The 23,966-nt window shown below is 71.3% G+C and carries 22 protein-coding genes; 14 read left to right on the top strand and 8 right to left on the bottom strand.

Features of this window, described 5'->3' with window-relative positions:
• Positions 1–208 precede the first annotated feature (208 nt).
• Both OG580_RS35460 and OG580_RS35455 read left to right on the top strand, forming a co-directional pair.
• Complete coding sequence (locus OG580_RS35460; protein ID WP_267047764.1) at positions 209–880, top strand: DUF4097 family beta strand repeat-containing protein; 672 nt, start codon at positions 209–211, stop codon at positions 878–880.
• A gap of 49 nt (positions 881–929) precedes the next feature.
• Entirely contained in the window at positions 930–1,745 is an 816-nt protein-coding gene (locus OG580_RS35455; RefSeq protein ID WP_267047763.1) for an alpha/beta fold hydrolase, read from the top strand.
• Between the two features lie 135 nt (positions 1,746–1,880).
• Here OG580_RS35455 and OG580_RS35450 read toward each other — a convergent pair whose 3' ends face one another.
• The gene (locus tag OG580_RS35450; protein ID WP_267047762.1) at positions 1,881–2,195 is read right to left on the bottom strand and encodes a hypothetical protein; all 315 of its coding nucleotides are present in this window, start codon (positions 2,193–2,195) and stop codon (positions 1,881–1,883) included.
• 149 nt (positions 2,196–2,344) lie between these two features.
• Positions 2,345–2,491, bottom strand: a complete 147-nt coding sequence (locus OG580_RS35445; protein WP_267047761.1) for a hypothetical protein — start codon at positions 2,489–2,491, stop codon at positions 2,345–2,347.
• A gap of 86 nt (positions 2,492–2,577) precedes the next feature.
• Between OG580_RS35445 and OG580_RS35440 the strand changes: the two genes are divergently transcribed.
• Together OG580_RS35440 and OG580_RS35435 are read left to right on the top strand one after the other, a co-directional pair.
• Positions 2,578–2,874, top strand: a complete 297-nt coding sequence (locus tag OG580_RS35440; RefSeq protein ID WP_267047760.1) for a hypothetical protein — start codon at positions 2,578–2,580, stop codon at positions 2,872–2,874.
• A 147-nt stretch (positions 2,875–3,021) separates the two neighbouring features.
• A complete protein-coding gene (locus tag OG580_RS35435; protein WP_267047759.1) occupies positions 3,022–4,938 on the top strand; it encodes a transketolase in 1,917 nt (638 codons plus the stop codon).
• A 243-nt stretch (positions 4,939–5,181) separates the two neighbouring features.
• Here OG580_RS35435 and OG580_RS35430 read toward each other — a convergent pair whose 3' ends face one another.
• Positions 5,182–5,904: a dienelactone hydrolase family protein gene (locus tag OG580_RS35430; protein ID WP_267047758.1), complete on the bottom strand. Its 723-nt coding sequence runs from the start codon at positions 5,902–5,904 to the stop codon at positions 5,182–5,184.
• Positions 5,905–6,188: 284 nt separating this feature from the next.
• Entirely contained in the window at positions 6,189–6,740 is a 552-nt protein-coding gene (locus tag OG580_RS35425) for a DinB family protein (RefSeq protein ID WP_267047757.1), read from the bottom strand.
• Between the two features lie 192 nt (positions 6,741–6,932).
• Between OG580_RS35425 and OG580_RS35420 the strand changes: the two genes are divergently transcribed.
• The 6 genes from OG580_RS35420 to OG580_RS35395 all read left to right on the top strand — a co-directional run bounded on the left by OG580_RS35420 (position 6,933) and on the right by OG580_RS35395 (position 13,877).
• Positions 6,933–7,499 (top strand): hypothetical protein, encoded by a 567-nt coding sequence (locus OG580_RS35420; RefSeq protein WP_267047756.1) that lies wholly within the window; start codon positions 6,933–6,935, stop codon positions 7,497–7,499.
• A gap of 233 nt (positions 7,500–7,732) precedes the next feature.
• Positions 7,733–8,269: a hypothetical protein gene (locus tag OG580_RS35415; RefSeq protein WP_267047755.1), complete on the top strand. Its 537-nt coding sequence runs from the start codon at positions 7,733–7,735 to the stop codon at positions 8,267–8,269.
• Between the two features lie 328 nt (positions 8,270–8,597).
• Positions 8,598–9,665, top strand: a complete 1,068-nt coding sequence (locus tag OG580_RS35410) for a hypothetical protein (protein WP_267047754.1) — start codon at positions 8,598–8,600, stop codon at positions 9,663–9,665.
• The gene (locus OG580_RS35405) at positions 9,662–10,783 is read left to right on the top strand and encodes a hypothetical protein (RefSeq protein ID WP_267047753.1); all 1,122 of its coding nucleotides are present in this window, start codon (positions 9,662–9,664) and stop codon (positions 10,781–10,783) included. The genes OG580_RS35410 and OG580_RS35405 overlap by 4 nt, the downstream gene beginning before the upstream one ends.
• Before the next feature lie 129 nt (positions 10,784–10,912).
• On the top strand, positions 10,913–11,266 hold the full coding sequence (locus OG580_RS35400; protein WP_267047752.1) for a hypothetical protein: 354 nt from the start codon (positions 10,913–10,915) through the stop codon (positions 11,264–11,266).
• Positions 11,267–11,804: 538 nt separating this feature from the next.
• On the top strand, positions 11,805–13,877 hold the full coding sequence (locus OG580_RS35395) for an ABC transporter ATP-binding protein (protein ID WP_267047751.1): 2,073 nt from the start codon (positions 11,805–11,807) through the stop codon (positions 13,875–13,877).
• Between the two features lie 177 nt (positions 13,878–14,054).
• On the opposite strand, the gene OG580_RS35390 is transcribed toward OG580_RS35395, so the two are convergent.
• The 3 genes from OG580_RS35390 to OG580_RS35380 all read right to left on the bottom strand — a co-directional run bounded on the left by OG580_RS35390 (position 14,055) and on the right by OG580_RS35380 (position 17,892).
• Positions 14,055–14,756: a MarR family transcriptional regulator gene (locus tag OG580_RS35390; protein WP_267047750.1), complete on the bottom strand. Its 702-nt coding sequence runs from the start codon at positions 14,754–14,756 to the stop codon at positions 14,055–14,057.
• A gap of 310 nt (positions 14,757–15,066) precedes the next feature.
• On the bottom strand, positions 15,067–15,627 hold the full coding sequence (locus tag OG580_RS35385) for an XRE family transcriptional regulator (protein WP_267047749.1): 561 nt from the start codon (positions 15,625–15,627) through the stop codon (positions 15,067–15,069).
• Positions 15,628–15,633: 6 nt separating this feature from the next.
• Entirely contained in the window at positions 15,634–17,892 is a 2,259-nt protein-coding gene (locus tag OG580_RS35380; protein ID WP_267047748.1) for a helix-turn-helix transcriptional regulator, read from the bottom strand.
• A 295-nt stretch (positions 17,893–18,187) separates the two neighbouring features.
• On the opposite strand from OG580_RS35380, the gene OG580_RS35375 reads away from it, so the two are divergent.
• The 4 genes from OG580_RS35375 (at position 18,188) to OG580_RS35360 (ending at position 22,987) form a co-directional block, all read left to right on the top strand.
• Positions 18,188–18,760, top strand: a complete 573-nt coding sequence (locus OG580_RS35375) for a HutD family protein (protein WP_267047747.1) — start codon at positions 18,188–18,190, stop codon at positions 18,758–18,760.
• Positions 18,761–18,984: 224 nt separating this feature from the next.
• Positions 18,985–21,126, top strand: a complete 2,142-nt coding sequence (locus OG580_RS35370) for an MMPL family transporter (RefSeq protein ID WP_267047746.1) — start codon at positions 18,985–18,987, stop codon at positions 21,124–21,126.
• 65 nt (positions 21,127–21,191) lie between these two features.
• Positions 21,192–22,334 carry a sensor histidine kinase gene (locus OG580_RS35365; RefSeq protein ID WP_267047745.1) on the top strand — a complete coding sequence of 381 codons (1,143 nt, stop codon included), beginning with the start codon at positions 21,192–21,194 and terminating at the stop codon, positions 22,332–22,334.
• Positions 22,331–22,987: a response regulator transcription factor gene (locus OG580_RS35360; RefSeq protein ID WP_267047744.1), complete on the top strand. Its 657-nt coding sequence runs from the start codon at positions 22,331–22,333 to the stop codon at positions 22,985–22,987. The genes OG580_RS35365 and OG580_RS35360 overlap by 4 nt, the downstream gene beginning before the upstream one ends.
• A 51-nt stretch (positions 22,988–23,038) precedes the next feature.
• Here OG580_RS35360 and OG580_RS35355 read toward each other — a convergent pair whose 3' ends face one another.
• On the bottom strand, positions 23,039–23,896 hold the full coding sequence (locus OG580_RS35355; protein ID WP_267047743.1) for an acyl-CoA thioester hydrolase/BAAT C-terminal domain-containing protein: 858 nt from the start codon (positions 23,894–23,896) through the stop codon (positions 23,039–23,041).
• Between the last annotated feature and the right edge of the window lie 70 nt (positions 23,897–23,966).

Raw genomic sequence — 23,966 nt, 5'->3', positions numbered from 1 at the left:
GCCTCGCCGCCATCGCATTCACTTCCATTTCATTGCAACATGCGGATGAGGGATGTTGCGTTAAACGCCAGGACGGTTGCAACGATTTAGGGGCTGCGAACTGCGTGTATGTGGATCTGTCGCAACGAGCATGTTGCTCGATCCTTGAACGCAACGTAGCGTTTGCGTTGTCAGAAACAAGCAGCGAAACGCTTCGAGGAGACACACCATGCAGAACTTCGCCACCACCGCCGCGATCGTCACCGTCCTCGACATCCCCGCCGGCCGTATCCGGCTCATCGCCGCCGACCGCACCGACACCACCGTCGAGGTCCTCCCGGCCAACGCCGCGAAGAGCAGCGACGTGAAGGCCGCCGAGCAGGTCACGGTCGACTACACCGACGGCGTCCTGCGGATCGAGGCCGCCCCGGCGAAGAACCGGATCGTGGGCAACTCCGGCTCGGTCGAGGTCACCGTCCAGCTCCCCGCAGGCTCCCGCGTCGAGGCCACGACGGCCGCCGCCGAACTCCGGGGCGTCGGACGCCTGGGCGACGTCACCTTCGAGGGTGCGCAGGGCACGGTCAAGCTGGATGAGGCCGCGAGCGCCCGTCTGACCCTGCAGGCCGGTGGCATCACCGTCGGCCGCCTGGGCGGCGCGGCGGACATCAGCACCCAGCAGGGCGACATCCACATCACCGAGGCCCACTCCGGCACCGTCACCCTGACCACCGCGGCCGGGAACCTGACGATCGGCGCCGCCCGCGGCGTCTCCGCCTCCCTCAACGCCGCCACCACCCACGGCCGCATCGACAACGCGCTCAAGAACACCGACGGCCCGGACGCCGGCCTGACCATCCACGCCACCACCGCCGCCGGCGACATCACCGCCCACAGCCTCTAACCCCCTCACCCACACCCCCCTCTCCCTCCGCACTGAAAGAAGGCCCACCATGACCATGACCGCCCGCACGCAGCCCGCCGCCTGGACCGGCATGGTCCCGGTCGACGACACCGCGCTCGCGGTGACCGACACCGGCGGCACCGGCCGCCCCGTGGTCTACCTCAACGGCTCCTACGCCGACCAGAAGCACTGGCGGCGCGTCATCACCGAACTCGGCGGCGACTACCGCCACATCAGCTACGACGAGCGGGCCCGCGGCAAGTCCGACCTCGCCACGGACTACTCCTTCGAAGCGTGCCTGCGCGACCTCGACGCCGTCCTCACCGCCAGGGGCGTGGAGCGCCCGATCCTGGTCGGCTGGTCCTACGGCGCGATGCTCGCCGTCCACTGGGCCGCACGGAACCCCGGCCGGGTCCTGGGCGTGGTCTCCGTCGACGGCGCCCTGCCCCACGACTGGCTCGACGACGCCGCCAAGGTCCAGATCCGCAAGCTGTTCCGCCGCCTCAGCCCGGTCTTCCCCGTCGCCCGCCGGCTCGGCATGGCCGCCCGGATGAGCGCCGCCGAACACGCCGAGATCAACATCGAGGTCAACGAACTCTGCGCACCCGCCGCCCTCGACCCGGTCTTCGACCGCGTCACCGTGCCCACCCGCTACGTCCTGGCCACCGGCGGCAACCTCGGCGGCGACCCGGTCCTCATGGAGAAGATCCGCGGCAACCTCACCCCCGTCATCGCCCGCAACCCCCACATCCAGCTCAGCGCCAAGGTCCCCAGCAACCACTCCAAGATCCTCCGCAAGGACTACCGAGCCATCGCCACCGCCGTCCGCGAACTCACCACCACCCCCGACCACCAGACCGCATGAGCCGTGACGGACGGGTGGACGCCAGGCACCCAGCACCCCACCTCGACCCCGAGGACTGTCTCCGTGCGGTCACCGCACGGATGGACCCGGGCCTCCCTCGCCCGCTCGCCCGTACGGCATGACGACGCGCGGCGATCAATCCGCGTCGCGCGCGATGCTCAGGGCGAGAGCCTGCAGGATCGCGTCGGTGGATGTTTCGGGATCCGTCTGGTCGTACGCGACGGCCACTGTCTCGAAGGCGAGCACAAAGCCGTTGATCAGCGCACTCAGCGGGTCGGCGAGCTGGTTGAGCATGGCCGCGCCGACTTCCGCCGGATCGTCGGTGTCGGGGACGACGAACTGCGTCGGGATGACCTCGCCAAGCAGTTCGGAGACGTAATCCGCTCCGACACCACCGCGCAGGGCCGTCAGCGCGGCAATGGCCTTGAGCTGAATGTCGTTCTTGGTCATGTGTCGAGCGTAGGAGGAAGCGGGGGCGTGGACGCGCGGAAGACGTCGCTGCGGGGAGTCGAAAACGGCGAGCCGCTCCTCCGTCCAGGAGCCGGCGGCAAGCCACACCCCGATCGGCCCGCCCCGAGCACCCGGCGTCGGCACCCCTCCTAGGCCGAACCCGAACCCGTACCTGTACCTGTACCTGTGCCCGTACTCGTGCCCTTGCCCTTGCCCTTGCCCTTGCCCTTGCCCTTGCCCTTGCCCGTACCGCATCCCTTCTTCGCCCGCTCTCCTGACCAGGCGCTTCCTCTCATCCGGGGGATAATGCTTCTACCGCCCCCTGCCGCGCTCCCGACGGAGCGTCCGCGGCCGGGGACGACTTGTGAGTACGGGAGGCGTCATGCTGATCGGGCACAACGTGGAGGACGGCGTCCTGCACCTGGAAATCCTTCGCGACCTCGACATCTCCAGCCGGGCCGCAGCCACGCTGGAGATCGAGATGCTCCTCTTCACCCACCGCCCCTACAGTCGGGTCAGGGTGCAGCTGCCCACCTGCGACCCTTCGCCGGCCTCCCTCAGTGTCCTCGCCCGCGCCCGTCGACTGTGCGGCCGCCGAGGAATCCCGCTGGCCGTCGTCGGCCCACCGGAGCTGCGCGGCCGTCGTGCGGACCGCCTTTCGCCCGTGCGTGAGGTGTAGGCGGGCCCGCGTCCTTCTCGCCATCGCGCGCGATCCCGGCGTACGTCTCCGGGACGCGGCGGCGACCTGCGGGGTGACGTACACCTGGGCAGGCGTGTGACGCCGAGGGTACGAACGCCTCGCGCCCCGGGTGAAGGGAGTTCGCTCATGACAGCACGGCCCAGCATCGACGTCGGCCCCGCAAGCGAGCTGTCGGAGGTCTTCGGGCTCGCGCAGCAGTTGCGGGCCGATTCCGTACGTGCCAGTACCGCGGCGGGGTCCGGACATCCCACCTCCAGCCTGTCGGCGGCCGACCTCATGGCGGTCCTCATGACCCGCCATCTGCGCTACGAGTGGGACGCACCCGACAACCCGGCTTCCGACCACCTGATCTTCTCCAAAGGGCACGCGTCGCCCCTCTTGTACGCGATGTTCAAAGCCGCGGGCGCGATCGGTGACGACGAGCTGATGACGACGTACCGCCGCTTCGGCCACCGTCTGCAGGGCCATCCCACCCCCGTACTGCCCTGGGTAGACGTGGCGACCGGATCCCTCGGGCAAGGCGTCGGCTACGGCGTCGGCATCGCGCTGACCGGCCGGGATCTGGAACGACTTCCCTACCGGGTGTGGGTGCTGTGCGGTGACAGCGAGACGGCCGAGGGGTCCGTGTGGGAGGCCCTCGACAAGGCGGGCCACCGCCGGCTGGCCAACTTCACGGCCCTGATCGACGTGAATCGTCTCGGACAGTGCGGGCCGACCGAGCTGGAGTGGGACACCGACACCTACGCCCGCCGTGTCGAGGCCTTCGGATGCCGGGCGATCGTGATCGACGGCCACGACCTCGAAGCGATCGACCGGGCCATGACCACGGCCGCCGACGGAATGGCACCCACGGTCATCGTCGCCAGGACCGTCAAGGGCCGCGGAGTGCCGGAGGTGGCCGACCAGGAAGGCTGGCACGGCAAACCGCTGCCGAAGGACATCGCCGAGCGTGCGGTCGCCGAACTGTCCGGCGGCCACGCCGCTCTCAGAGCGTGCGGCCCGAAGCCGCCTGCCGTCCATGCCGTCCATGCCGTCCAGGCCGTCCAGGCCGTCCAGGCCGTCCGCACACCGTCGGCGACCGGGACCGTGGAGCTCCCCCGCTTCGACGTGGGGGACGACGTGGCCACCCGAGTCGCCTTCGGGCGAGCCCTGGCCGCCCTCGGCGCTCGCCCCGACGTCGTCGCCCTGGATGCCGAGGTCGGCAACTCGACGCATGCCGAGGAGTTCGGCAAGGTCCATCCCGAGCGTTACTTCCAGACCTACATCGCCGAGCAGCAGATGGTCGCGGACGCGGTCGGCATGGCGGTGCGCGGGTTCCACCCGTACGCCACCACGTTCGCCGCGTTCCTCACCCGCGCCCACGACTTCATCCGCATGGCTGCCGTCTCGCAGGTCACCATCGCCCTGTGCGGAACCCACAGCGGTGTCGAGATCGGTGCCGACGGCCCTTCCCAGATGGGCGTCGAGGATCTCGCCATGATGCGTGCCGTCCTGGGCTCCACCGTCCTGTATCCCAGTGACGCCACGTCAGCTGCCGCGCTGACCGCGGCGATGGCCGACGTGGAGGGCATCTCGTACCTGCGCGCCACGCGCGGGGCCTACCCGGTCCTCTACGCCCACGGCGAGACCTTCCCCGTGGGAGGCTCCAAGACCCTCCGCCACGGAGAGGACGACCAGGTCACCCTCATCGGTGCCGGGGTCACCCTCCACGAGTGCCTCGCCGCCGCCGATCAGCTGGCCGACGAGGGCCTGCGGGCCCGCGTCATCGACCTGTACTCGGTCAAGCCCATCGATGCCGGTGCCCTCACTCGCGCCGCCCGGGAGACCGGTGCCCTTGTCGTCGCCGAGGACCACCACCCCGAAGGCGGCATCGGCGAGGCCGTCCTCTCCGCCCTCGCCGAAGGCGGAGAGCACCCCGCCTTCGCCCATCTCTCCGTCACCGAGCTGCCGGGCTCCGGCACGACCGCCGAACTCCTCGACGCGGCCGGTATCTCCCGCGCGCACATCGCACGGGCCGCCCGCGCGCTCGTCGCGGCGCGGTGACGCGGTGACGCCGTGACGCCGTGCGGTGACGCGGGCGCGGTTGCGCCTGGCTTCTTTCACACGGCTCCGGGAGCTCGTCTTCCCCTCGCAGCAGCGGTACTTCGGGGGGAGAGGCGAGGAACCGCGCCGCTCGCTCGGTCTCCTCCGTCCGTGCGGAGAGTTGCGGCGTGCCGGGACCCGTACGTGGAGAGTGGCATCCGGCAGGTACCGCTTACCGTCTGCCGACGGCCTCGCGGACCGGCCTCACGTCAGGTGCCGGCCGAAGAACCGGTTCCCGTCCTCCACCTCGAACCACGGGGTACCGGTGTGTCCGCCCAGATTGGCGTGCAGCGTCTTCTCCGTGGCGCCGAAGGCGTCGAACAGGTCCAGGGCCCGTTGCCGGGGGTTCCCTTCGTCGTCCCACTGCAGCAGGAACAGCAGCGGAATGGTGACCTTCCGGGCCTCCTCGCGCTGGGTGCGGGGCACGTAGCCCCCGGCGAAGAAACCGGCGGCCGCGATGCGCGGCTCGACCACCGCAAGGTGGATGCCGAGGGCGGTCCACCCCGAGTACCCGACCGGGCCGCCGATCTCGGGCAGCGCAAGGAGGGCGTCCAGGGTGGTCCGCCATTCCGGGACCGCCTTCTCGACCAGCGGGCCGACGAAGGACTCGAAGATCTCGTCGACCGGCTCACCGGCCTGCATCGCCCGGCCAAGGTCGGCGCGAGCCTGCTCGTCTGCGGCGGAACGGGGCCGGTCGCCGCACCCGGAAGCGTCGATGGTGGCCACCGCGTAGCCGTACGCCGCAGAGTTCCGTGCCCGGGCCACCAGCCGGGCTGCACCCTTGGGCAGGCCATTGTTGTGGGCCATCAGAATCAGCGGGACCGGTACGGCGGAATCCGGCGTCCACAGGGTGCCGGGGATCTCGCCGAGAGTGAACTCGCGTTCGAGGACACCGTCGTCGAGACGCTGTTCGGAAGTGAAGTGCATGGTCGTGCCTTTCGGGAGTGCTCGCGAACGGCGCTCCCGGACGACCTGCCTATCGTCCGACCGTGACCCCGGAGGGGAGCACCCATGTCGATACTGCGTTCACGGGTACCACCTCCTCGTTCTCTCGCACGGCCTCCGGCAACGTAACAGTGCCGCCGTGGTCCGCCAAGCAGATTTCTACGGAAGCTCCGCGGCCAGATGCGGCGGAGAGCCAACGCAGAGGTCAGCGTCGCCTCGACGGACCAGCGGGAACGGCAGACCGTCCCGCCACCAGGTTCCTCGGTTCACCTTGGCGGGTCCTCGCCCGTAAGGCCGTCGACGGATTCGCGGATGATGTCGGCGTGACCGGCATGACGGGCGTACTCCTCGATGAGGTCCAGGAGAATACGACGGAGGTTGGGGCGTTCGCCGCCACGGGTGACATAGGCACCGAGCTGGTCCAGGCCGCCCGCGCCGAGTGCTTCGTCGACGATGGCACGGGATCGGGCGACCGACTCCTGCCAGAGAGCGAGCAGGCCCTCGGGGGTGTCCTCGGCAGCGGAGCGGTAGTCCCAGTCGGGGGTGGTTTCCCAGTCGACCGTGTTCCAGGGAGCGCCGACGGCAGAGGCGAGCCACAGCCGGGCGAAGTGGCTGTCTTCCACGTGCGCCAGGTGTTTGAGCAGGCCGCCGAGGGTGATGGTGGATGCGCCGACTGTCGCTTGAAGCCCTGAAGCGTCCAGGCCGGAGCACTTCCAGGCCAGCGTAGCCCGCTGGCGTTCGAGGGCGCCGAGTACGGCTGCTGCCTCGGTGCCGGCGAGTGGGGGTTCGGGCCATGCTTCGGCTGTGGTCTCCGTCATGGCCGCAGACCTTAGCGAACGGAGCTGATGGTGCGGTCCAGCGGGTTGCGTCGCCGGTGGACCTCCCGGTCGAATGCGAACCCTCCATCCCAGCGGGCTGCGTAGAGTACCTGCGGTCATCGAACGGAGAAGACGTTGGACACGGTCGAGTTTCCCCTCAGCCCTCGGGTGCGCCGGGCCCGGCGATGGCTCGTGGCCACGACCGTGACGGGTGCCGTCGTCGTCGGAGCGACCGTGGCATCCGTGGTGGCCGATGCCTCCGGCTGGGTGCCGGTGCCACGAGCGGTTCAGACGGCCCTGGTGCTGGTGACTCTGTTCGTGCTGCCCGTCGCGTGGGTGAGAGTGCACGCTGTGTGGGCGCTGCGCGGGCGGGCCGAGTTGTTCGCCGCCGCCGGGGAGTACCCCCGGCGACGTCCCACCGACCGGCAGTTGCTCGACCACCTGCGCGACGAGCACCCGCTCACCCCGCTGTGGTGGATGGTGGCCGTGCTCGGTGGTCTCGGCACCCTCTGCCTCGGGGTCGCGTTTCCGTTCGCTCTCGCCGACGGAGCCGTCCTCGCCGGTGTCCTCCTCGGCGCCGGGCTGGCCGCGTCCCTCGCCGCCCTGGCCCTCGCCGTGCCCGGGATCCGTCGCGCGGATGTCCAGGGCTCGGCGGACCGGAGGCTGCGTACGGAACTGTGGTCACTGCCCAACGCCCTCGAACGCAAGCTCAGGCTGCCCATCCTCGGCACCGGCGACGGGGCACATCTCGGCACCTGACCACCCGGCCGCCTGACCACCCGGCCGCCCGGCCGCCCGTGCAGAGTTGCGCCCGGTGTCCGGCGCCAGATCTTGAGCATGTGACGTCGCCTTTTGAGTGCTACGGGCCACCTTGCGGCGGACTGGGAACGGTCCCCCGATCCTTCGTCGGATTCACCCGATTCCCCTCCGGCCCGCGGTCTACCGTACGCACATGCCGCGATGCCTGCCGCGGTCACATGAGGAGGAATGCCGTGTCATCACCCTGTGACCCCAAATACGCTCCCGTCGGTGACGTGGGCGCGGCGCTCATGGTGATCGACTCCCAGCTCAAAGCCATCTACGACGGCAAGACCGGGCCCGATCCCGAGAAGCAGCGGATGATCGAACAGTTCACCGCGGGCTTGGGCCCCAAGGGGATCGACGACCTGCTGGACGGTGCGTGCACGCTCATCTTCATGTTCATGAACTGGCTGCGGGCCGCGTACGAGGACCACGACAAGGACGTCATCGAGTACGTGGTGCCCAGCCTCGTGGCCACGATGCGCATGATGACCAGGAGCGTGCGGCCAGAGGCCATTCCCACCATGTCCGGCCTGGTCATCGCAGCAGGCACCGGTCTGAGCCCCAGCCTGTGGCGCCGGCAGTACGGGGACTGGACCGAGGGGGAGATGAACTCCCTCGAGGCCACGGCCCTCCTGCTCGCCGAGCACATCAACCGGCTCACCGACGACCGCGACTTCGCCACCCGACTGGTCACCGACGCTCTGTCCAGCGTGGACCACGCCTGACCTGATACGTCTTCGGGGAGCACCCGAGGAGCACCATGCTCACGGACCGGCGGCTCCCGAATGGGGAGCCGCCGGTCGCGTACGTACGCCGTGACCCGCGCCCGCACCCCGCACATGCGCCGGCCCCCATCCACGACCGCTTGGGCCATCGGTCGCCGCGCGCTGCCAAGTGCCGCCCGGCCCGCTACACAGGGTCGGTTGACGGCCTCTTCGCTCGTGCACGCGGTCACAGCCGACGTCGACGGAAGGCCCGCACGGCCGGTGAGATAGCGTGCGGTGTTTGGTTCGCAGATGCGATGCCTGTACGAGGGCGGGAACGGGAGCGGGGATGAGCGATTCGGCGTGGGCGCGCTACCGGCGGCACCGGTGGCTGCCTCAAGCGACGGTGGCCCTGCTCCTCGTGGCGCTGACAGCGGGCTTCGTCCTGGTACGGAGCGGGCAGCGCGACCGCCACAACGAGGACGCGCTGGCCCGGGCTTGCGGCGGGGCGCTCCCCCGGGAGGACGCGGCGAAGCTGCTGGCCGACGACGCCTGGTGGACGCTGCGGACCGGACCGGCGCCGCGGGCACTGGTGTCGTGCACCCTCGGCGGCGACGGCGAGGGAGACCCGTGGTTCACCGTGACGGCGGAGCCGGTCCTGGACCCGCCGCTGAAGGGCGTCCGGGTGGAGCACGTCGTGAACCGGACGCCGTACGAGAAAGTGCCGGACTGGGCGGAGGAGCACGAGCGGGCGGACGAGCTCGTCACGGTTCCCTGCCCCAACGGCCTGCCGGGGTACGCCCGCCCTGTCACGTCCTTCCGGGTGCACGCCTCGACGGACAGCCCCGCGATCGAGCGGGTCGGGGCGCTCGTCGCCGCCGTCGCCGAGAACGTACGCACGAGCCGGCACTGCGGCGGGACCTCCGTGCGGGAGACCGACGTACAGACGGTGTCGCCGTCCCCGCAGGACAACGAGCCGGACACATCCCAGGCGGAGTGTGGCTGGTTCCGCCCGGTGCTGCTCGGCACCGCTCTGAAGGGCGCCGAGCAGTCCGCCCACGGGGCCACCCACGCCTGGGCCAGGGCCTGTTCCACCACCCTCTCGAAGCCGGGAGGAGGCGTGACGGTGAGCTCCGCGAGCTGGTGGGGCGAGGTCCTGCCGGAGGTGCGCACCGAGTACGGGCGCGAGCTCGCGCAGGCCGGGCACGGCGCACCGCCCACCACGCGGCGGAAGAACCACGAGCTCGCCGTCTGGGCCGAGGGCCGGTGCGCGGGCGGGCGGACTCTGCACCGGGTGAGCCTGGAGGGCGCGGACCGCGAGCTGCTCCTCGCCCGCGCCGACTCGCTCCTCGCGCGCTACCTCGACGCGTCGGACGACTGCCATGACACGAAGGTCCTCGGGAAGGTGTGGGGATGAGCGACGTAACCGTGGACCAGGGACTGGACCGGGTCCGCCGTCGGCGGCGGATCCGGCTGGCAGCGGGGCTGACGGCCGGTGCGGTCGTGGTGGCGGGCGGACTGTTCTGGCTGTCGGGTGGCTGGGGGGCCTGGCGCCACGACCGGGCGCTGGACTCGGCGTGCGACGGCACCCTGGCGGCCGACCCGGTGCGGGAGCTGTCGGGCGGGGCGGAGGTGACTGCGGAGACACGGCTGGGCAGGAGCTTCTGGCAGTGCATGGTGAGCGAGGTCGACGACGAGGAGGGCGGCCGGATCGACCTGCGGGTGACGATCAGCGACGCGCGGGACCACCTCGCCTCCCTGGAAGCCGCACGCACCGACGCGCCACTGGGCCACGGCTGGACCGGCGGCTTCGCGTTCGATCCCGACCAGGAACGGCGAGGCCAGGCGACCGCCACCGTCATGCTCGACTGCGACGGCGAGGCCGACAGCGGAGTCGTCGCCGAGGTCCGCGCCCGGATCGACCGGGCCGACTTCGGTCGCCCGGAGGACCGGGCGGGGCTCACCTCCGTACTGACCCGCACGGCGACCGCCTACGCCCGGCAGACGGGGTGCCAGGCCACCGAGGGCGAGCCCGTGCGGAAGGTCGACACCTCCGTGAACGCCTGGGACTACAGGCCCTTCGCCTCGGCGTCGGGCAGCTGCGCCGGAATCGTGGACGCGCGGACCGCCGCCCGCTGGGGCGTCCGTACGGTGGTGGAGACCGCATCGGGACCGAAACCGGTCGAGGGCTGCACGCTGGGCGGCCTGCGGGGCGCGCCTCTGTACACCTTCACCGCGTCGTACGGCCCTGCGCTGAACTGGAGCGAGCGGGAACGTCTGGAGGACCTGACCGGCCGGCCCACAGGTGATGCCGCCGACGGCCGCTACGTACGGTGGGCCGACTGCCCCGGTGCGGCGGAACGGGCCGCCTACGTCGTCGCCCCTGACGACAGCGAACTCGGCCGCGCCTCCGATCTCGTCCTCGACCACGCCGGCCTCCGCACCGCCCTTTCGGCCTTCGCCGAGCGGTCGGCGAAGGCGCATGGATGCACGCTCACCACGGCCGGTGCCGGTGCCGGGACAAGTGCGGGTTAAGGCTGGGTCATGGTCGTGGCCATGAGGACGCTGGGGGCGGGAAACCGCGTGCGGGTGAGGGCGCGGTGCCGGTAACGTCCGGCCTCCGACCAGCCGCGCCCGCGGTTCCCCCGTCGAGAGAGCGATCAGATGACCAGTCAGCCGGCCACGACGACCCTGTGGCGCCCCACCGGCCCGCAGGAGCTGGATCTGGTCCGTGCGCTGAACTGGCGTGCGTGGCCGCCCCGGCTCCCCGAGCAGCCGATCTTCTACCCGGTCCTCGACGAGGACTACGCGATCAAGATCGCTCGGGACTGGAACGTGAAGCACAACGGCGCCGGGTTCGTCACCCGCTTCGAGGTCGAGTCGGAGTTCCTGGGCCGCTATCCCGTCCAGCAGGCCGGCGGGCGCACGATCCTCGAGCTCTGGGTGCCTGCCGAGGAGTTGGACGCCTTCAACGCCCACATCGTCGGCGAGATCCAGGTGGTCCACGAGTTCCGCTGAGACGGGTCGGACCGTCGGCGCCACCTGGCGCGGCCGCGGGCGGCCGTCGGGTCTGCCGCCGGACGCCGGGGCGTCCCCGACGGTGCTTCATGGCGGCCCTTCCCCACGGCTGTCCGCCGAGCCGGCCCGGAAGGGCTGTCACTCCCTCCGCCGCTGAGTACGACCCGTACGGTCCGACCGGCCGAAGGATCCTCCATGGGATCGGTATCGGCGATTCGGCCACCCACGCGTCCCGGCCCCGGCCCGGCCCCGCAACGGTCGGTGTACCCGGCACGAACGGACTTTCGCTCTGCCACGGGGTTCGTACGGCGTCCGAAACACATGTGTTCGACAGGACCGGTGTCGTCGTTGAGCTTTCCGACACATCGACTCGCCTCCTCCTGGAGAACGCCATGTACCCCCTGCCTCATCGTCTTGCCGCTCCCCTTCCTGTTCCCGCCCGGCCTCCGAAGCCCCTCGGGGCCCCGATCCACGTCATGGGCCGTCGCCGTGGCGCGGGCGCGTTCCGTTCAGCACGGCCGGATACGAGGTGGGGGGCATGACGAGCACTTCGGACAAGACGAGCGCTTCGGACAAGACGACCGCCTCGGACGGCTCGTCGCCCGAAGCCGGGACGGGCACTCATTCGGCGTCCGAGCAGCTGCTGTTCGGCGGCCGGCTCGACTACGACCAGGGCTGGAACCAGTACCGCGGCACCTGGGTGAAGCTCGGCATGTGGAGCATGGCCGTGAGCTTTCCGCGGCAGGTCGCCGTCGCCGTACGACTGGCGCGTCAGGCCGACCGGCGGGCCCTGTACACGGTCGCGTTCAGCGAGGTCGGCCGAGGCGTGGCGCAGGCCTTCACCCTGGTGGCGGTGAACGCGCTGCTCGCCGAGTTGCTGGCCTCGGGAACCCTCGCCGACCGGCTGAGGGCATCCGTGCCGGCGCTCGTGCTCGTGTCGGTGATGGCGGTCGTCGCCTCGCTGCTGAAGTCCGCCTCGACCGCCTCGACGGGGGTGCTCGAGCCCAAGGTCCAACGGGTCGCCACCGAGCGGTACCTGGGGCTCGTCGCCCGGGTGGAGATGGACGCGATCGAGGACGACGCCTTCCACAAGCTGATGGACTCGGCGCAGTGGGGCGCCGACGGGGCCCGGCGGATGGTGGGCTACTGCACGGCCGTGGTCGCCTCGGGGATCTCGCTGATCGCCGCCGCGAGCGTGCTGACCGTCCTGCACTGGGCGCTTCTGCCTCTGCTGGTGGCGATGGCGTTGCCGAGCGCGTGGGGCTCGCTGACGATGGCCCGGGCGCGGTACACGAGCTGGCACCGGTTCGTCCAGCACGCGCGTGCGGCGCAGTTGATCAGCCGGCTGCTGATCGACCAGCAGGCGGCGGGTGAGGTCCGGGTCCACGATGTGGGTCCGTTCCTGCTGGAGCACTTCCGGGGCATGGCGGAGACGAGCGAGCGGGAACAGACCCGGCTCGCGTGGGTAGCGGCACGTACGGGGCTGGTCGCTGACGGGGCTCGTGGTGTCGCCACGGTGGCCGCGTACGGGGTGCTCGGTCTGCTGCTGTGGAACGGGCAGATGGCGCTCGCGGTCGGCGGTACCGCGGTGCTCGCGATCCGGGCCGGGTCGTCGAGCATCACCGACCTGGTGCTGCGGGTCACCGACATCCAGGAGGAGTCGCTGTTCGTCGCGGACCTGGAGCGGCTGTGCACCGAGGCGGAGCGGCGGGCGATCCCGGAAGCGGGTGTGGACGTACCGGACGACTTCGACGCGATCCGCTTCGAGAACGTCACCTTCGCCTACCACGGTGCCGACAAGCCGTCTCTGCGGGAGGTGGACCTCGTCATCCCCCGCGGCAGGACCGTGGCTCTGGTGGGGAGGAACGGATCGGGCAAGTCGACCGTGGCGAAGCTGTTGTCCGGCCTGCACCTGCCCGCTTCCGGACGGGTCCTGTGGGGGGAGGTCAGCGCCGCCGAGGCGTGTCGAGCCCGGCTGTTCTCGCGGGTGGCGATGGTCGCGCAGGACTTCCAGCGGTGGCCGTTCACCGCCCGGGTGAACATCGGTATCGGGCGCAGCGACGTCGCCATGGACGACACGGTCATCGAGGCCGCGGCCGCGTACGCGGGAGCCGACGACGTGGCCAAGGGACTCCCCCGCGGCCTGAGCACCCTGCTGGCCAAGGGCTACCGGGGCGGACAGGAGCTTTCCGGCGGACAGTGGCAGAAGATCGGCCTGGCCCGGGCCAAGGCGCGCGACGGGCAGGTGCTGATCGTCGACGAACCGACCAGTGCTCTGGATCCTGCCGCTGAGCAGCGGGTGTTCGACCAGATCCACCGGCTCGCCGGCACAGGCCAGACCACCGTCCTGATCACGCATCGCCTCCACAGCGTGCGGCACGCCGATCTGATCTACGTACTCGATGCGGGCCGGGTCGTCGAGCACGGTACGTTCGCCCAGCTCATGGACCCCGCCACGAGCACCGGGGCGTTCCGGGAGGCGTACGAGCTGCAGGCACGCCAGTTCGCGGCGCCTTCGGTGCCGGCGCAGTCCGCCGCGGCGGAGGGCTGGACGGGTAGCACGTCGGGCGGCACGTCTGCCGGCACGTCGGGCGGGGCGACAGGCGGGTAGTCCGGCCCGACGGAGGGCAGGGCGGGCGGGGCGGCAGGCGATTCGGGCGGAGCATCCTGTGAACACCGCGCCCCCTCCCCCGGCGGACCAGTCGAGGAGGGGGTACGTCGTACGCGGGGGGGGTGACGCAAGCGCTGAGCCTCGGCTCCTCGGTCGGCATCGCCGGGGCGAGGGCCGTCAGGGAACCGCGGTCTCCGAGGTTGTGCGCACGACGAGCCGGAAACGGAGTTCGCCGTGTTGGACCTCCCGTTCCCTGCGAGCGGCACGGGCGGCCGGTTCGTTGTCGTGCGGACGGCCGATCGGCAGCCACTGATGGGTCTGGGGGTGCCACACCTGAACCTGCCAGGTCGTCTCGACACGGCTCGTCGGACCGGTTCCGGGCGGTGCGCCGATCGCGGTCAGACAGGAGCGGCACAGCCGGTCCCAGTCGACGTCGCCGCGTGCGATCTCCATCGTGGGCGCGGTCTCCGGTGTCGGCCGGCACACGGTGTCGCAGCGGAACCGGTCCGGCACCTCGGGGAGCTCGCCGTCGGCGTCGAGAAGGTGAAGGGTTCCTGAGGAAACCGTGCGGCCGAGGTGGTACCCGCCGAGCATCACCGGTTCGTGGTCCGTTCGAGCGGGCGGCTGGGGCGGCCCCGTGCGGGTGGGCGCCTGCCCGGGGAGTCGGTAGCGGGTGGGCGTGTGCCCGTTCCCCGACTCGTACTCCAACAGGCCGCGGTCACGCAGCAACCGGCGGGCCCGGGTGACCGCGGCCGGGCTGTACCCCGTCGCCCGCGCGAGGCCGGCCACGCTGACGGGTCGGCCACCGTGTTCACGGATCGCCTGGAGAACTGCCTGCTCGCTCCGCTGTAACGGCATCAAGGTCACGTCGTTCGTCACCGACCAGAGCCTAGCGGGACAGCCACGGGGACTGTCGTCGATCACTGATTCGGTCGCGCGCGCGGCGCGGGAGGGATGTGCCGCCCCCTACTGACCGTGGTGACGCCGGAGCCATCGGGCCGAGAGGTTGACGGACCGTTCGGCCACGAGGGCACCGAAGGGCGGGCGACGGTCCGCCTCCGGGCCTAGGACCTGCGCCCCAGTGCCCGAACTACCGGCGGCAAACCTCACGCCCCGCACAATGACGCGGATCGGTCCTGGTAGCCGTGACTCCCTCGCCGACCGGAGCCTTGTCCGGCCGTCGCCGTGACTACAGCTCGATCTCGATGTGCTGTACGTCGGTGAACTCCACGCCCAGGCCGTGCGCCCGCGTGTTGTCGGCCCGGAAGTACATCTCCGCCAGGCCCTCCGCGGCGATGCGCTGGAGCCGGCGTTCGTCGGCTCCCTGCTCGCGGGCCGTGTACAGGCGGTCCGCCCACTGGGGCGGCAGGGCCTGGGTGATGTCGCGGATCCGGGCGTCGTCCGTCGTGCCCGGAGCGGCGGTGAAGCCGAAGCGGGCTCGGGTGGAGACCACCAGGCCGTCCGTGGACGCCGCCTTCTTCCGGGCCTTCGCGCGGATCTGCGGCTGCCACCGCTTCCTGACCTCGCGCTCCATGCGCTCGCGGAGCTCCTGGCGGGGCCGCTTCAGCTTGCCGGCGACGTACCGCTCCACCGTGCGCTGCGACACCCCGAGCGCCTGGGCGACGGCCTTGGTGCCCTTGAGCTGCTTGACCAGGTACTTCATCTGCGCCTGCGCGCCCTTGGGGGCCGGGCGGGTGAACGCCCCCTCCAGTGCGCGGTCCAGGCTGTCGCCGAACGAGTCCGCCGCCATGGTCCGTTACTCCCCTTCTCCGGCAGCCGGGTCCGTCTTGATGAGGTTGGCGACGTTGAACACGCCGCCGTGCTCCTCGAACTGCTCCTCGGCCCACAGCACGGTCTGCGTGCCCTGGTGCTTGACCATGCCCGGCGACACCCCGAGCCGGAAGGTGCCCGGTGCGGGCTTGCCCTCCGGGGTGTGCGGCAGGACGTCCAGCGGGGACGGGCCGGGTGAGGGGTACACGATGGCGTCGGTGCCGATCGCGACCGGGTACAGGTCGGCGGCGGCCGCCGTCTTCATCAGCTTGCGGTGCAGGCCGATCCGCTGGTTCGCCAGCACGGCGGCCCGGATGTCGGGGCGCCACGTCTCCCGGGCCAGGGCCGGCCACGGCTCGTAGTACGGGACCTGTCCGCGGTTGCGCTGGCGCAGCTTGCCGATGCCGCCCTTCGCGGTCGCCTTGATCGCGGTCACCAGCAGCGCCATCGTCGGGTCGACCCGACGGGAGTCGGCCATCGCCTCCAGGAACTCGCTCCCGGACAGGTCGGTGGTGACGTCGAGGTCGGCCATCGTCGCCACGTACGCGTCGCGCAGGTGCTTGTACCAGCCGTCCAGGTAGCGGCCGGTCCGGGTGCGCACGTACGCCTCGATCGGCGCGACGCCGAAGCCGAGCTCGACCGCGTACTGGACGGTGGGGGTGGCGTACCAGGCCGGCCCGGTCGGGTGGTCGCCCTTGGGCGTGAACGGGCTCGGGAGCCGGGCGCCGTCGACCGTACGGCCGCCGACGTCCACGCGCGAGAGGTCGACGTGGGAGAGGTCGACCAGCCACGAGCCGGGCAGCGTCGGGTCGAAGGCCGGGTTGCCGGTGAGGTGGGTCGGGCCGTCCAGTCCGACGGTGAGCCCGTTCGCGGCCGCGGCGAACGACATGTTGATGTCGACCGCGACCAGGTACGGGTTCATGCACTCCTCGTCGGTCAGCTGCCGGCACCAGTCGTACGGCTCCTCCATCAGCATCTCGGCCGGGGTCCTCAGGTGGTGCCGGGCGAACCTGCCTTTGAGGAGGGGGTGTTCGTCGGGGACCTCGCACTCCACCACGTCGTACACCGCGGTGAGCGCGTCGGTGTTGAACGCCCGCTTGAACTCGCCGGTCGTTCCGTCCTTCTCCGCGCGGGTCGGCGGGCGCAGCGCGACCATCAGTTCCAGGCCGGTGACCGCCGTGGTGCCGCGCGGCGTCATCACCCTGTCCGCGTACGTACCCAGGTAGCGGGCGAGGTCCGCCGGGTGCATCGTCGGCAGCTGCGGGTCGCTCTTGCGGTCCCACTCGCGGACGTCCAGAGCGTTCCAGGACGGGATGCACAGCTGGACGCAGTGGCGCTTCGCCCCTTCGGCCGGGCGGTAGATCCTCGCCCAGGCGCCGAATCCGCGCTGGGTCAGCTTCCAGTCGGCCTTGGTGAGCTGCTTGACCACCTTGTGGGCGTCCGGGAGCCGTCCGGCGCGTCGCTCCTCGTCCGACAGGGTGGCGGGCAGGCCGTAGCGCTCCAGCGCTGCCTGCGTGAGCACCAGGACCGGGTCGGCGTCGCGGCCGTTGCGGTGCAGGCGGGCTTGGCCGAGCCTGGCCTCGGTCAGCGTCCACTCGATCAGGGCCGGCAGGGACTTGGCGGGGACGTCGAGGACGAGGCCGCCGACGCAGTACGCGGAGACCACGCCGTCCTCGACGTCGACGACGGCCAGTGGCCCGTGCTCGAAGCGGGGGTCCGCGGCGGCGGTCGGGGGCTTTCGGGACGCCGTCTTCTTCGCGACCGGCCGCCGCGCCGAGGCCTGCGGGCTGGGGTTGTGCGCAGGGGGGCGGGAGGGGGGTACGGAGTCCGCGGGGTGCTGGAACGGTTCGACGGCGGGGGGTGGGGCGGCTGTGGGGGTGGGAGCCGCGGCGGGGGTGGGGGTGGGGGCCTGTGCCGGGGGCTGGGTCGTGGCCGTGCCGGTGGGCGCTTCCGGGAATGCCGGTGGCGGGACCTCGGCCGCGTCGATCGCGGCGGGGAAGCGTGCGGCGAGCCCTTCCAGGAGCCGGGCATAGGCGGCGCGTTTCGGCGGCCGCGGCTCCGTGACGCCTGACTCCCAGTTCCCGATGGTCTCGCGCCGGCTCTTCAACGCCTTCGCGAGCTGCTCCTGGCTCAGCCCCGCGGCCTCCCGTAGGCGCTTGCGTTCCTCGGGCGCCGGAAGGTCGTCCTGAGCGACCTGGCCCAACAGCGCATCCACCGCACTGAACAGCTCGTCCTCAGTAGGCACAGAGCTCACCTCCATGCCCCATACCCTACATCGATCACGCGTTGAAACGCTCTTTGAATTTCACGTGGATTGCACATGAGGTGATCTTCGGCATGGGCGGGCCTCACCACCGGGCTCCGTGGCGTCGGGCGTCGGGCGTCGGGCGTCGGAAGCAGGTGCTCCGGGGTCAGTGGAGGTTCGTGGGGAGGTAGGCGAGTGCTTCTCCGAGGTTGTGTTCGGCTATGGCCTCCGTCCACCGGTACGGTCGTGCGAGGGTGATCCGTACCCGTTCCGCGCGCAGGTCAGGAGCCCGCCCATGCACCACTTCGATGTCGATTCGCTGACCGCGGGCCGGTGGCTCAACGGTGGGGGTGCGACGCGAGAGATCGCCTCGCGACCGGTGGGGTCCGACGCGTTCGGGTGGCGCGCGAGTGTCGCGGACATCGACCGGGACGGGCCGTTCTCGGCGTTCCCGGGCGTCGACCGGACGCTCACGCTGCTGGCGGGCGACGGTGTGCGGCTGGTCAGTCCTGGGGAGTTCGATCAGGCCTTGGTACGCGCCGGAGAACCGTTCGGCTTCTCCGGCGACCTCTCGCTGACCGCCGAGCTGCCGGGCGGCGCCTGTCGGGTGCTCAACATCATGGTGCGGCGCGGTCGATGGACGGCCCGGGTGGAGCGTGTCGTCGGCCCCGTCGTCCCGCCCGCCGGGCACAGCGGCGTGCTCTACGTGCTGAACGGCCGTTGGCAGACGGGCGCCGACGGGCACGTCCTGGCATCCGGGCAGGGCCTGTGGTGGGACGGCGACGCGTCGGACGGAGCCGTCGTCGCACCGCTCTCGCCCGGCGACGCTGCCCTGTGGGCGGACATCGCACCGGCACCGGTGGGGTGACGCCCGCGCCGACCGGTGGAGCGCGGCGCCACAGCACGTCACGGTCCGACGTCATGGTCCATCCCCCTTCACGCGGCACCGCTCCCGTACTCCCCCGGGAGTAATCGCCGGCCGGCACCGCCGTCGGCAGTAGCCCTCACCTCGGCCTCCAGCGCGACGAATCCCCCTCCGGGCGACGGGAGTCTGGAATCGACCCCGAAGAGGACCGATGGAGGGAGGCCCCGATGGAGGGCCGTAGGAGAATCGTCGGCTGGGGGGTGCTGGCCCTGTGGGTGATCGTGATCGCCCTCGCCGCACCCCTCGCCGGAAAGCTCGGCGACGTCCAGCGTGACCGCGCCGTCGACTACCTGCCCGCGAGCGCCGACTCGACGCAGGTCGCGGAGATCACCGAGCGGATGCCCGGTGGAGACTCCACCGACCTCGTGCTCGTCTACCACCGCGACGGCGGGCTGACCCCCGCCGACGAGGCCACCGCCGCGCGGGAGGTCGCGCAGGTCGCCGCCGAGCACCCGCTCGCTTCGCCCCCGCGGCCCGTCCCCTCCGAGGACGGCACCACTCTGCTGTACGCCGTGTCCAGCACCGAACCCGGTACGGACGAGGCGGCAAGGGACGCGTTCGTCCACGCCGTCCGCGAGCGTGTGAGCGGTGAGGTCGGCGGCCCCGGCGCGCTCGCCACCGACGCCGGCGAGGTCTACGCCTCCCTCGACGGCCCGCTCCTCTACACGACCGTCGCGGTCGTCGCGATCCTCCTGATCGTCATCTACCGCAGCCCCTTCCTCTGGCTCGTCCCGCTGCTCGTCGCCGGTGTCGCCGACTACCTCTCCATGGCCGTCACCTACGCGCTCCACCAGGGCTTCGACATCAGCGTCTCCGGCCAGAGCACGGGCGTGATGACGATCCTCGTCTTCGGCGCGGGCACCGACTACGCGCTGCTCCTCGTCTCCCGCTACCGCGAGGAACTGCGCCGTACCCCGCGCCCGTACGACGCCATGACCGCCGCCCTGCGCGGCTGCGGGCCCGCCGTCCTGGCCTCCTGCGGGACCGTGGCCCTCGGCATGCTCTGCCTGCTCGCCGCCGACATGAACAGCAGCCGGGGCATGGGACCCACCGCAGCCGTCGGCGTGGTGTGCGCACTCGTCGCGATGATGACGCTGCTCCCCGCCCTTCTCGTCGTCCTCGGCCGGCGCGTGTTCTGGCCGCTGATCCCGGCGTACGGGAGCAAGCCGAAGGCCGCGCGCCGTTCCCTGTTCGCCGCCATGGGCTCCTCCGCCGGGCGGCGTCCCCTCGCCGTCCTGATCGCGGGCGCCGCCGCTCTGGCCGCTCTCGCCCTCGGGGCGCTGAACCTGCCCGGGGCTCTCAAGCAGGAGGACTCCTTCAGCACCACCCCCGAGGCCGTCGCGGCCATGAAGACGCTGGCCACCGCCTACCCGCAGACGGGTACCCAGCCCATCACCGTCATCGCCCCGGCAGCCGACTCGTCCAGCGCCCTGCGGACCGCGCGGCGGACCGAGGGCGTCGCCAAGGCCGAACTCGGCCGCACCGGCGACGGCTGGACCGAGATCTCCGTCCTCGCCTCCCACCCGCCGCAGTCCACCGGCGAGACCGCGACCATCAGAGAGCTGCGTTCCGCGCTCGGAGACGGCGTGTACGTCGGCGGGCCCAGCGCCGAGCAACTCGACATGGCCGATACCAGCGCGCGTGACCGCACCCTCGTCATCCCGCTCGTCCTGGCCGTCGTACTGATCGTGCTGGCCCTGCTGTTGCGCAGCCTCGTCGCGCCGCTGCTCCTGGTCGCCGCGGTCGTCGCCGTCTGGGGTGCGGCCCTCGGCATCGGCGGTCTCGTCTTCGAGGCGCTCTTCGGATTCGAGGGCACCGACCCGGGCCTGGCCCTGCTCTCCTTCGTGTTCCTCGTCGCCCTCGGCGTCGACTACGGCATCTTCCTGATGCACCGGATGCGCGAGGAATGCCTGAACGGTACGGCAACGGGCACCGCGGCCCTGACAGCGCTGCGCACGACCGGTGGGGTGATCGCCTCGGCCGGGCTCGTCCTCGCCGCCACCTTCGCGGTCCTCGTCAACATGCCGATGGTGCAGCTCGCGGAGCTCGGATTCGTCATCGCGATCGGTGTCCTGCTCGACACCTTCCTGGTTCGTACGTATCTCGTGACGAGCGCGAGCGTGCTGCTCGGTCGCACGGTGTGGTGGCCGGGGCCGCTGGCCAAGCAGGACGGGGCCGAGAGTGTGGCCGGGGCCGGGGCTGCGTCGGGTGATGGGGCTGGGGCCGGCGTTGAGTCCCGGTCTGAGTCCGGGTCTGCGTCTGAGTCCGGGACCGGATCCGGGTCCGAGTCGACGCCCGTACGGGTCTGAATCAGGGGCGGGTCGGGGGCATCCCGGACTGTCAGGAGCCCCCGCCCGCAGGGAGGATGGACACCATGGACTTCGCAGCGGCCCTCACCCGCGACCCGCAGGCCGCGCCGTACCCGGTGCGGTGCGACGCGACGGCCGCCGCCGTCTTCGCGGTCGTCGCGATCGCGCTCGCCCTCACCGTCGACGACGGCCGCCGCCCCGACCTGCTCGGCTGGGCGCTGCTGCTCGCCGCACATGTCCCGCTCGCCTGGCGGCGCAAGGCCCCTCTGCCGGTGCTCCTCGCCGTGGTGGCCTGCGTCGCCCCGTACCACGCGCTCGACTACATGCATCTCGCGCCGATCCCGGCCTCGATGACCGCGCTGTACTCCGTGGCCTCCACGAGCCGGCCCCGGAACACCGTGATCGTGGGCCTCTCGGTCACCTCCGTCACCCTCACCATGCAGCTCTTCGTCAACCCGCACGAGATGGTCGAGCTGTTGAGGGTCTCGGGCTGGGTGATCGCCATGCTGGTCTTCGGCGCCAGCATCCGCCTCTACCGCCAGCTCGTCGCGGGTGTCGTCGAGCGGGGGCGGCACGAGGCGGAGCGTCGAGTCACCGAGGAGCGGCTGCGTATCGCGAGGGACCTGCACGATCTCCTCGCGCACTCCATCACCCTCATCGGTGTGCAGACGTCCGTCGCCGCGCACGTCCTGGTCGCCGATCCGGACCGTCTCGACCGTCGAGCCCTCGTCCAGGCGCTCGACCAGATAGCCGAGACCTGCCGGGATGCGCGGGCCGAAGTGCGCACGACGCTGGACGTGTTGCGGGCCGCCCCCGAGGGCCCGCTGCCGGACCTGGCCTCGCTGCCCGACCTCGTACGGTCCTCCGGCGCGGACCTCACCCTGCGGACGGGGCAGACGAAGGTCCCGGCGGCGGTGGGCGCGGCGGCGTACCGGATCGTGCAGGAGTCCCTGACCAACGCCGTACGTCATGGAGGTCCCGCTGCCGACGTACGGGTCGATGTCGGCCTCCACGAGCGAGTGCTGACGGTACGGGTGACCGACCGGGGCACCGCTGCCGTCGGCACCGGTGGTTCCGGATACGGGATCCTGGGAATGCGGGAGCGGGCCCGGAGCGTGGGCGGCACACTGGACGCGGGCCCGCGTGACGGCGGGGGCTTCGAAGTCAGAGCGGCGCTGCCGCTCACGGTGAAAGAGGCGACCGCGTGATCCGGGTCCTGCTCGCGGACGACCAGAACCTCGTCCGCGCGTCGTTCGCGATGCTCGTCGACACGGCACCCGACATGCAGGTCGTCGGGGAGGCGGCCAACGGCAGGGAAGCCGTCGAACTCGCCCGTACGACACGGGCGGACCTCGTGGTCATGGACCTCCGGATGCCCGAGCTCGACGGGATCGGCGCGACCCGTCTCATCGCCGCCGACGAGGACCTCGCCGGAGTGAAGGTGCTGGTCCTCACCACGTACGACACGGACGAGCACGTGGTGGAGGCGCTGCGCGCGGGCGCGTCAGGGTTCGTCGTCAAGGACATCCGGCCCGCCGAACTCCTCACCGCGATACGCACCGTGGCGGCAGGGGAAGCCCTCCTGTCCCCCGGTCCGACGGCACGGCTGATCGCCCGTACCCTCGCACTCCCCCAGACCCCGCAGACCGGCGGCCCGGAAGAGCTCACGGACCGCGAGCGTCAGGTCCTCGCACTCGTCGCCCGCGGCCTGAACAACACCGAGATCGCCGACACGCTCGGCCTCTCGCCCCTCACGGCGAAGACCCATGTCAGCCGCATCATGGGCAAACTCGCCGCACGCGACCGGGCCCAACTCGTCATCGTCGCCTACGAATCCGGTCTCGTCGTCCCGGGTCACTGAGATGGCGCCGCCGCACCGTCCGATGTCGTCGCCGGCAGAGAGGCCCGTCCGTCAGCCTCCGCTGCCGAGCATGGCGAGGATGTGTCGCCACGCTGCCGCGCCCAGGAGCGCGTCGGCTTCGGGTGTGCCTCCGTACTGAAAGTGCGGGGAGGCCGGCGCCCGGCTCTCACCCGGAAGGCGTGGCCGGTGGCCGGCATCGTGACGGGTGATCAGTCTCGCCGGGGCGCCGGCCGAGCGGCGGCGTCGCGCCAAGCGTTCCGCGAAGGGCAGAGACGGCCACATCGCGTCGTCACCACCCGCGACCAGCAGCAGATCAGCCCGGGCCTTCTCCACGGGTATCTCCGCCGGGGCAATGAGATGGCGAAAGGTCTTCTCACTGAGTTCGTACCATTCACGGATGGCGACAGGACCGCTTGACGGTTGTGTGGCCGTCCAGGACTCGTCCATCGGCACAAAAGGCAACGGCTGCCCTCTCCATGTCCAGGACGATCGATAGGGCAGCCGTTCGCCGTCGTGGCCCGGTCCGACGTTGCACCAGACCCGCGAGGTCGGCGCCAGCGCGATCACCACGTCCACGCGCGGGTCGTGCACCGCGGTGAGCAGAGCCGCCTCAGCCCCCTTGGAGGCGCCGAGGATGCCGATGCGGCGCGCCCCGCCGGAGCGGAGGACATCGACGGCGTCGACGAAGGTTTCCAGGGGGATCTCGCAGAGTCCCGGCGACTGTCCGAGCCCACCGAACCAGCGGATGGCCAAGGCCGCGAAGCCCTTCTCGGCGAGGATGCGCGCTCTCTCACGTTCGATGCGCCCGCTGGATCCCGCCAGGACCAGGACGCCGGCGTCGGCGCCGGCGGAGGGAGTGATCAGAACGCCTTCCCACGGACGTATCAGCTCGCGCTCCGTCAGTTCCACGCACTCTCCCTGTGGTCCGTCCTCAGCTGCTTGGGGTACCAGGGCAGCCTATTCGGCCTTGATGCCCCGC

Origin of the sequence: Streptomyces sp. NBC_00094 (assembly GCF_026343125.1) — a bacterium.
Lineage (GTDB): Bacteria > Actinomycetota > Actinomycetes > Streptomycetales > Streptomycetaceae > Streptomyces.
This window is presented reverse-complemented; position numbering and strand designations above follow the sequence as displayed.

Excerpts from the sequence above, each read along its gene's own strand:
- OG580_RS35460 (WP_267047764.1), top strand. The coding sequence starts at position 209 with ATGCAGAACTTCGCCACCACCGCCGCGATCGTCACCGTCCTCGACATC.
- OG580_RS35455 (WP_267047763.1), top strand. The coding sequence starts at position 930 with ATGACCATGACCGCCCGCACGCAGCCCGCCGCCTGGACCGGCATGGTC.
- OG580_RS35450 (WP_267047762.1), bottom strand. The coding sequence starts at position 2,195 with ATGACCAAGAACGACATTCAGCTCAAGGCCATTGCCGCGCTGACGGCC.
- OG580_RS35445 (WP_267047761.1), bottom strand. The coding sequence starts at position 2,491 with ATGAGAGGAAGCGCCTGGTCAGGAGAGCGGGCGAAGAAGGGATGCGGT.
- OG580_RS35440 (WP_267047760.1), top strand. The coding sequence starts at position 2,578 with ATGCTGATCGGGCACAACGTGGAGGACGGCGTCCTGCACCTGGAAATC.
- OG580_RS35435 (WP_267047759.1), top strand. The coding sequence starts at position 3,022 with ATGACAGCACGGCCCAGCATCGACGTCGGCCCCGCAAGCGAGCTGTCG.
- OG580_RS35430 (WP_267047758.1), bottom strand. The coding sequence starts at position 5,904 with ATGCACTTCACTTCCGAACAGCGTCTCGACGACGGTGTCCTCGAACGC.
- OG580_RS35425 (WP_267047757.1), bottom strand. The coding sequence starts at position 6,740 with ATGACGGAGACCACAGCCGAAGCATGGCCCGAACCCCCACTCGCCGGC.
- OG580_RS35410 (WP_267047754.1), top strand. The coding sequence starts at position 8,598 with ATGAGCGATTCGGCGTGGGCGCGCTACCGGCGGCACCGGTGGCTGCCT.
- OG580_RS35405 (WP_267047753.1), top strand. The coding sequence starts at position 9,662 with ATGAGCGACGTAACCGTGGACCAGGGACTGGACCGGGTCCGCCGTCGG.
- OG580_RS35400 (WP_267047752.1), top strand. The coding sequence starts at position 10,913 with ATGACCAGTCAGCCGGCCACGACGACCCTGTGGCGCCCCACCGGCCCG.
- OG580_RS35395 (WP_267047751.1), top strand. The coding sequence starts at position 11,805 with ATGACGAGCACTTCGGACAAGACGAGCGCTTCGGACAAGACGACCGCC.
- OG580_RS35385 (WP_267047749.1), bottom strand. The coding sequence starts at position 15,627 with ATGGCGGCGGACTCGTTCGGCGACAGCCTGGACCGCGCACTGGAGGGG.
- OG580_RS35375 (WP_267047747.1), top strand. The coding sequence starts at position 18,188 with ATGCACCACTTCGATGTCGATTCGCTGACCGCGGGCCGGTGGCTCAAC.
- OG580_RS35370 (WP_267047746.1), top strand. The coding sequence starts at position 18,985 with ATGGAGGGCCGTAGGAGAATCGTCGGCTGGGGGGTGCTGGCCCTGTGG.
- OG580_RS35365 (WP_267047745.1), top strand. The coding sequence starts at position 21,192 with ATGGACTTCGCAGCGGCCCTCACCCGCGACCCGCAGGCCGCGCCGTAC.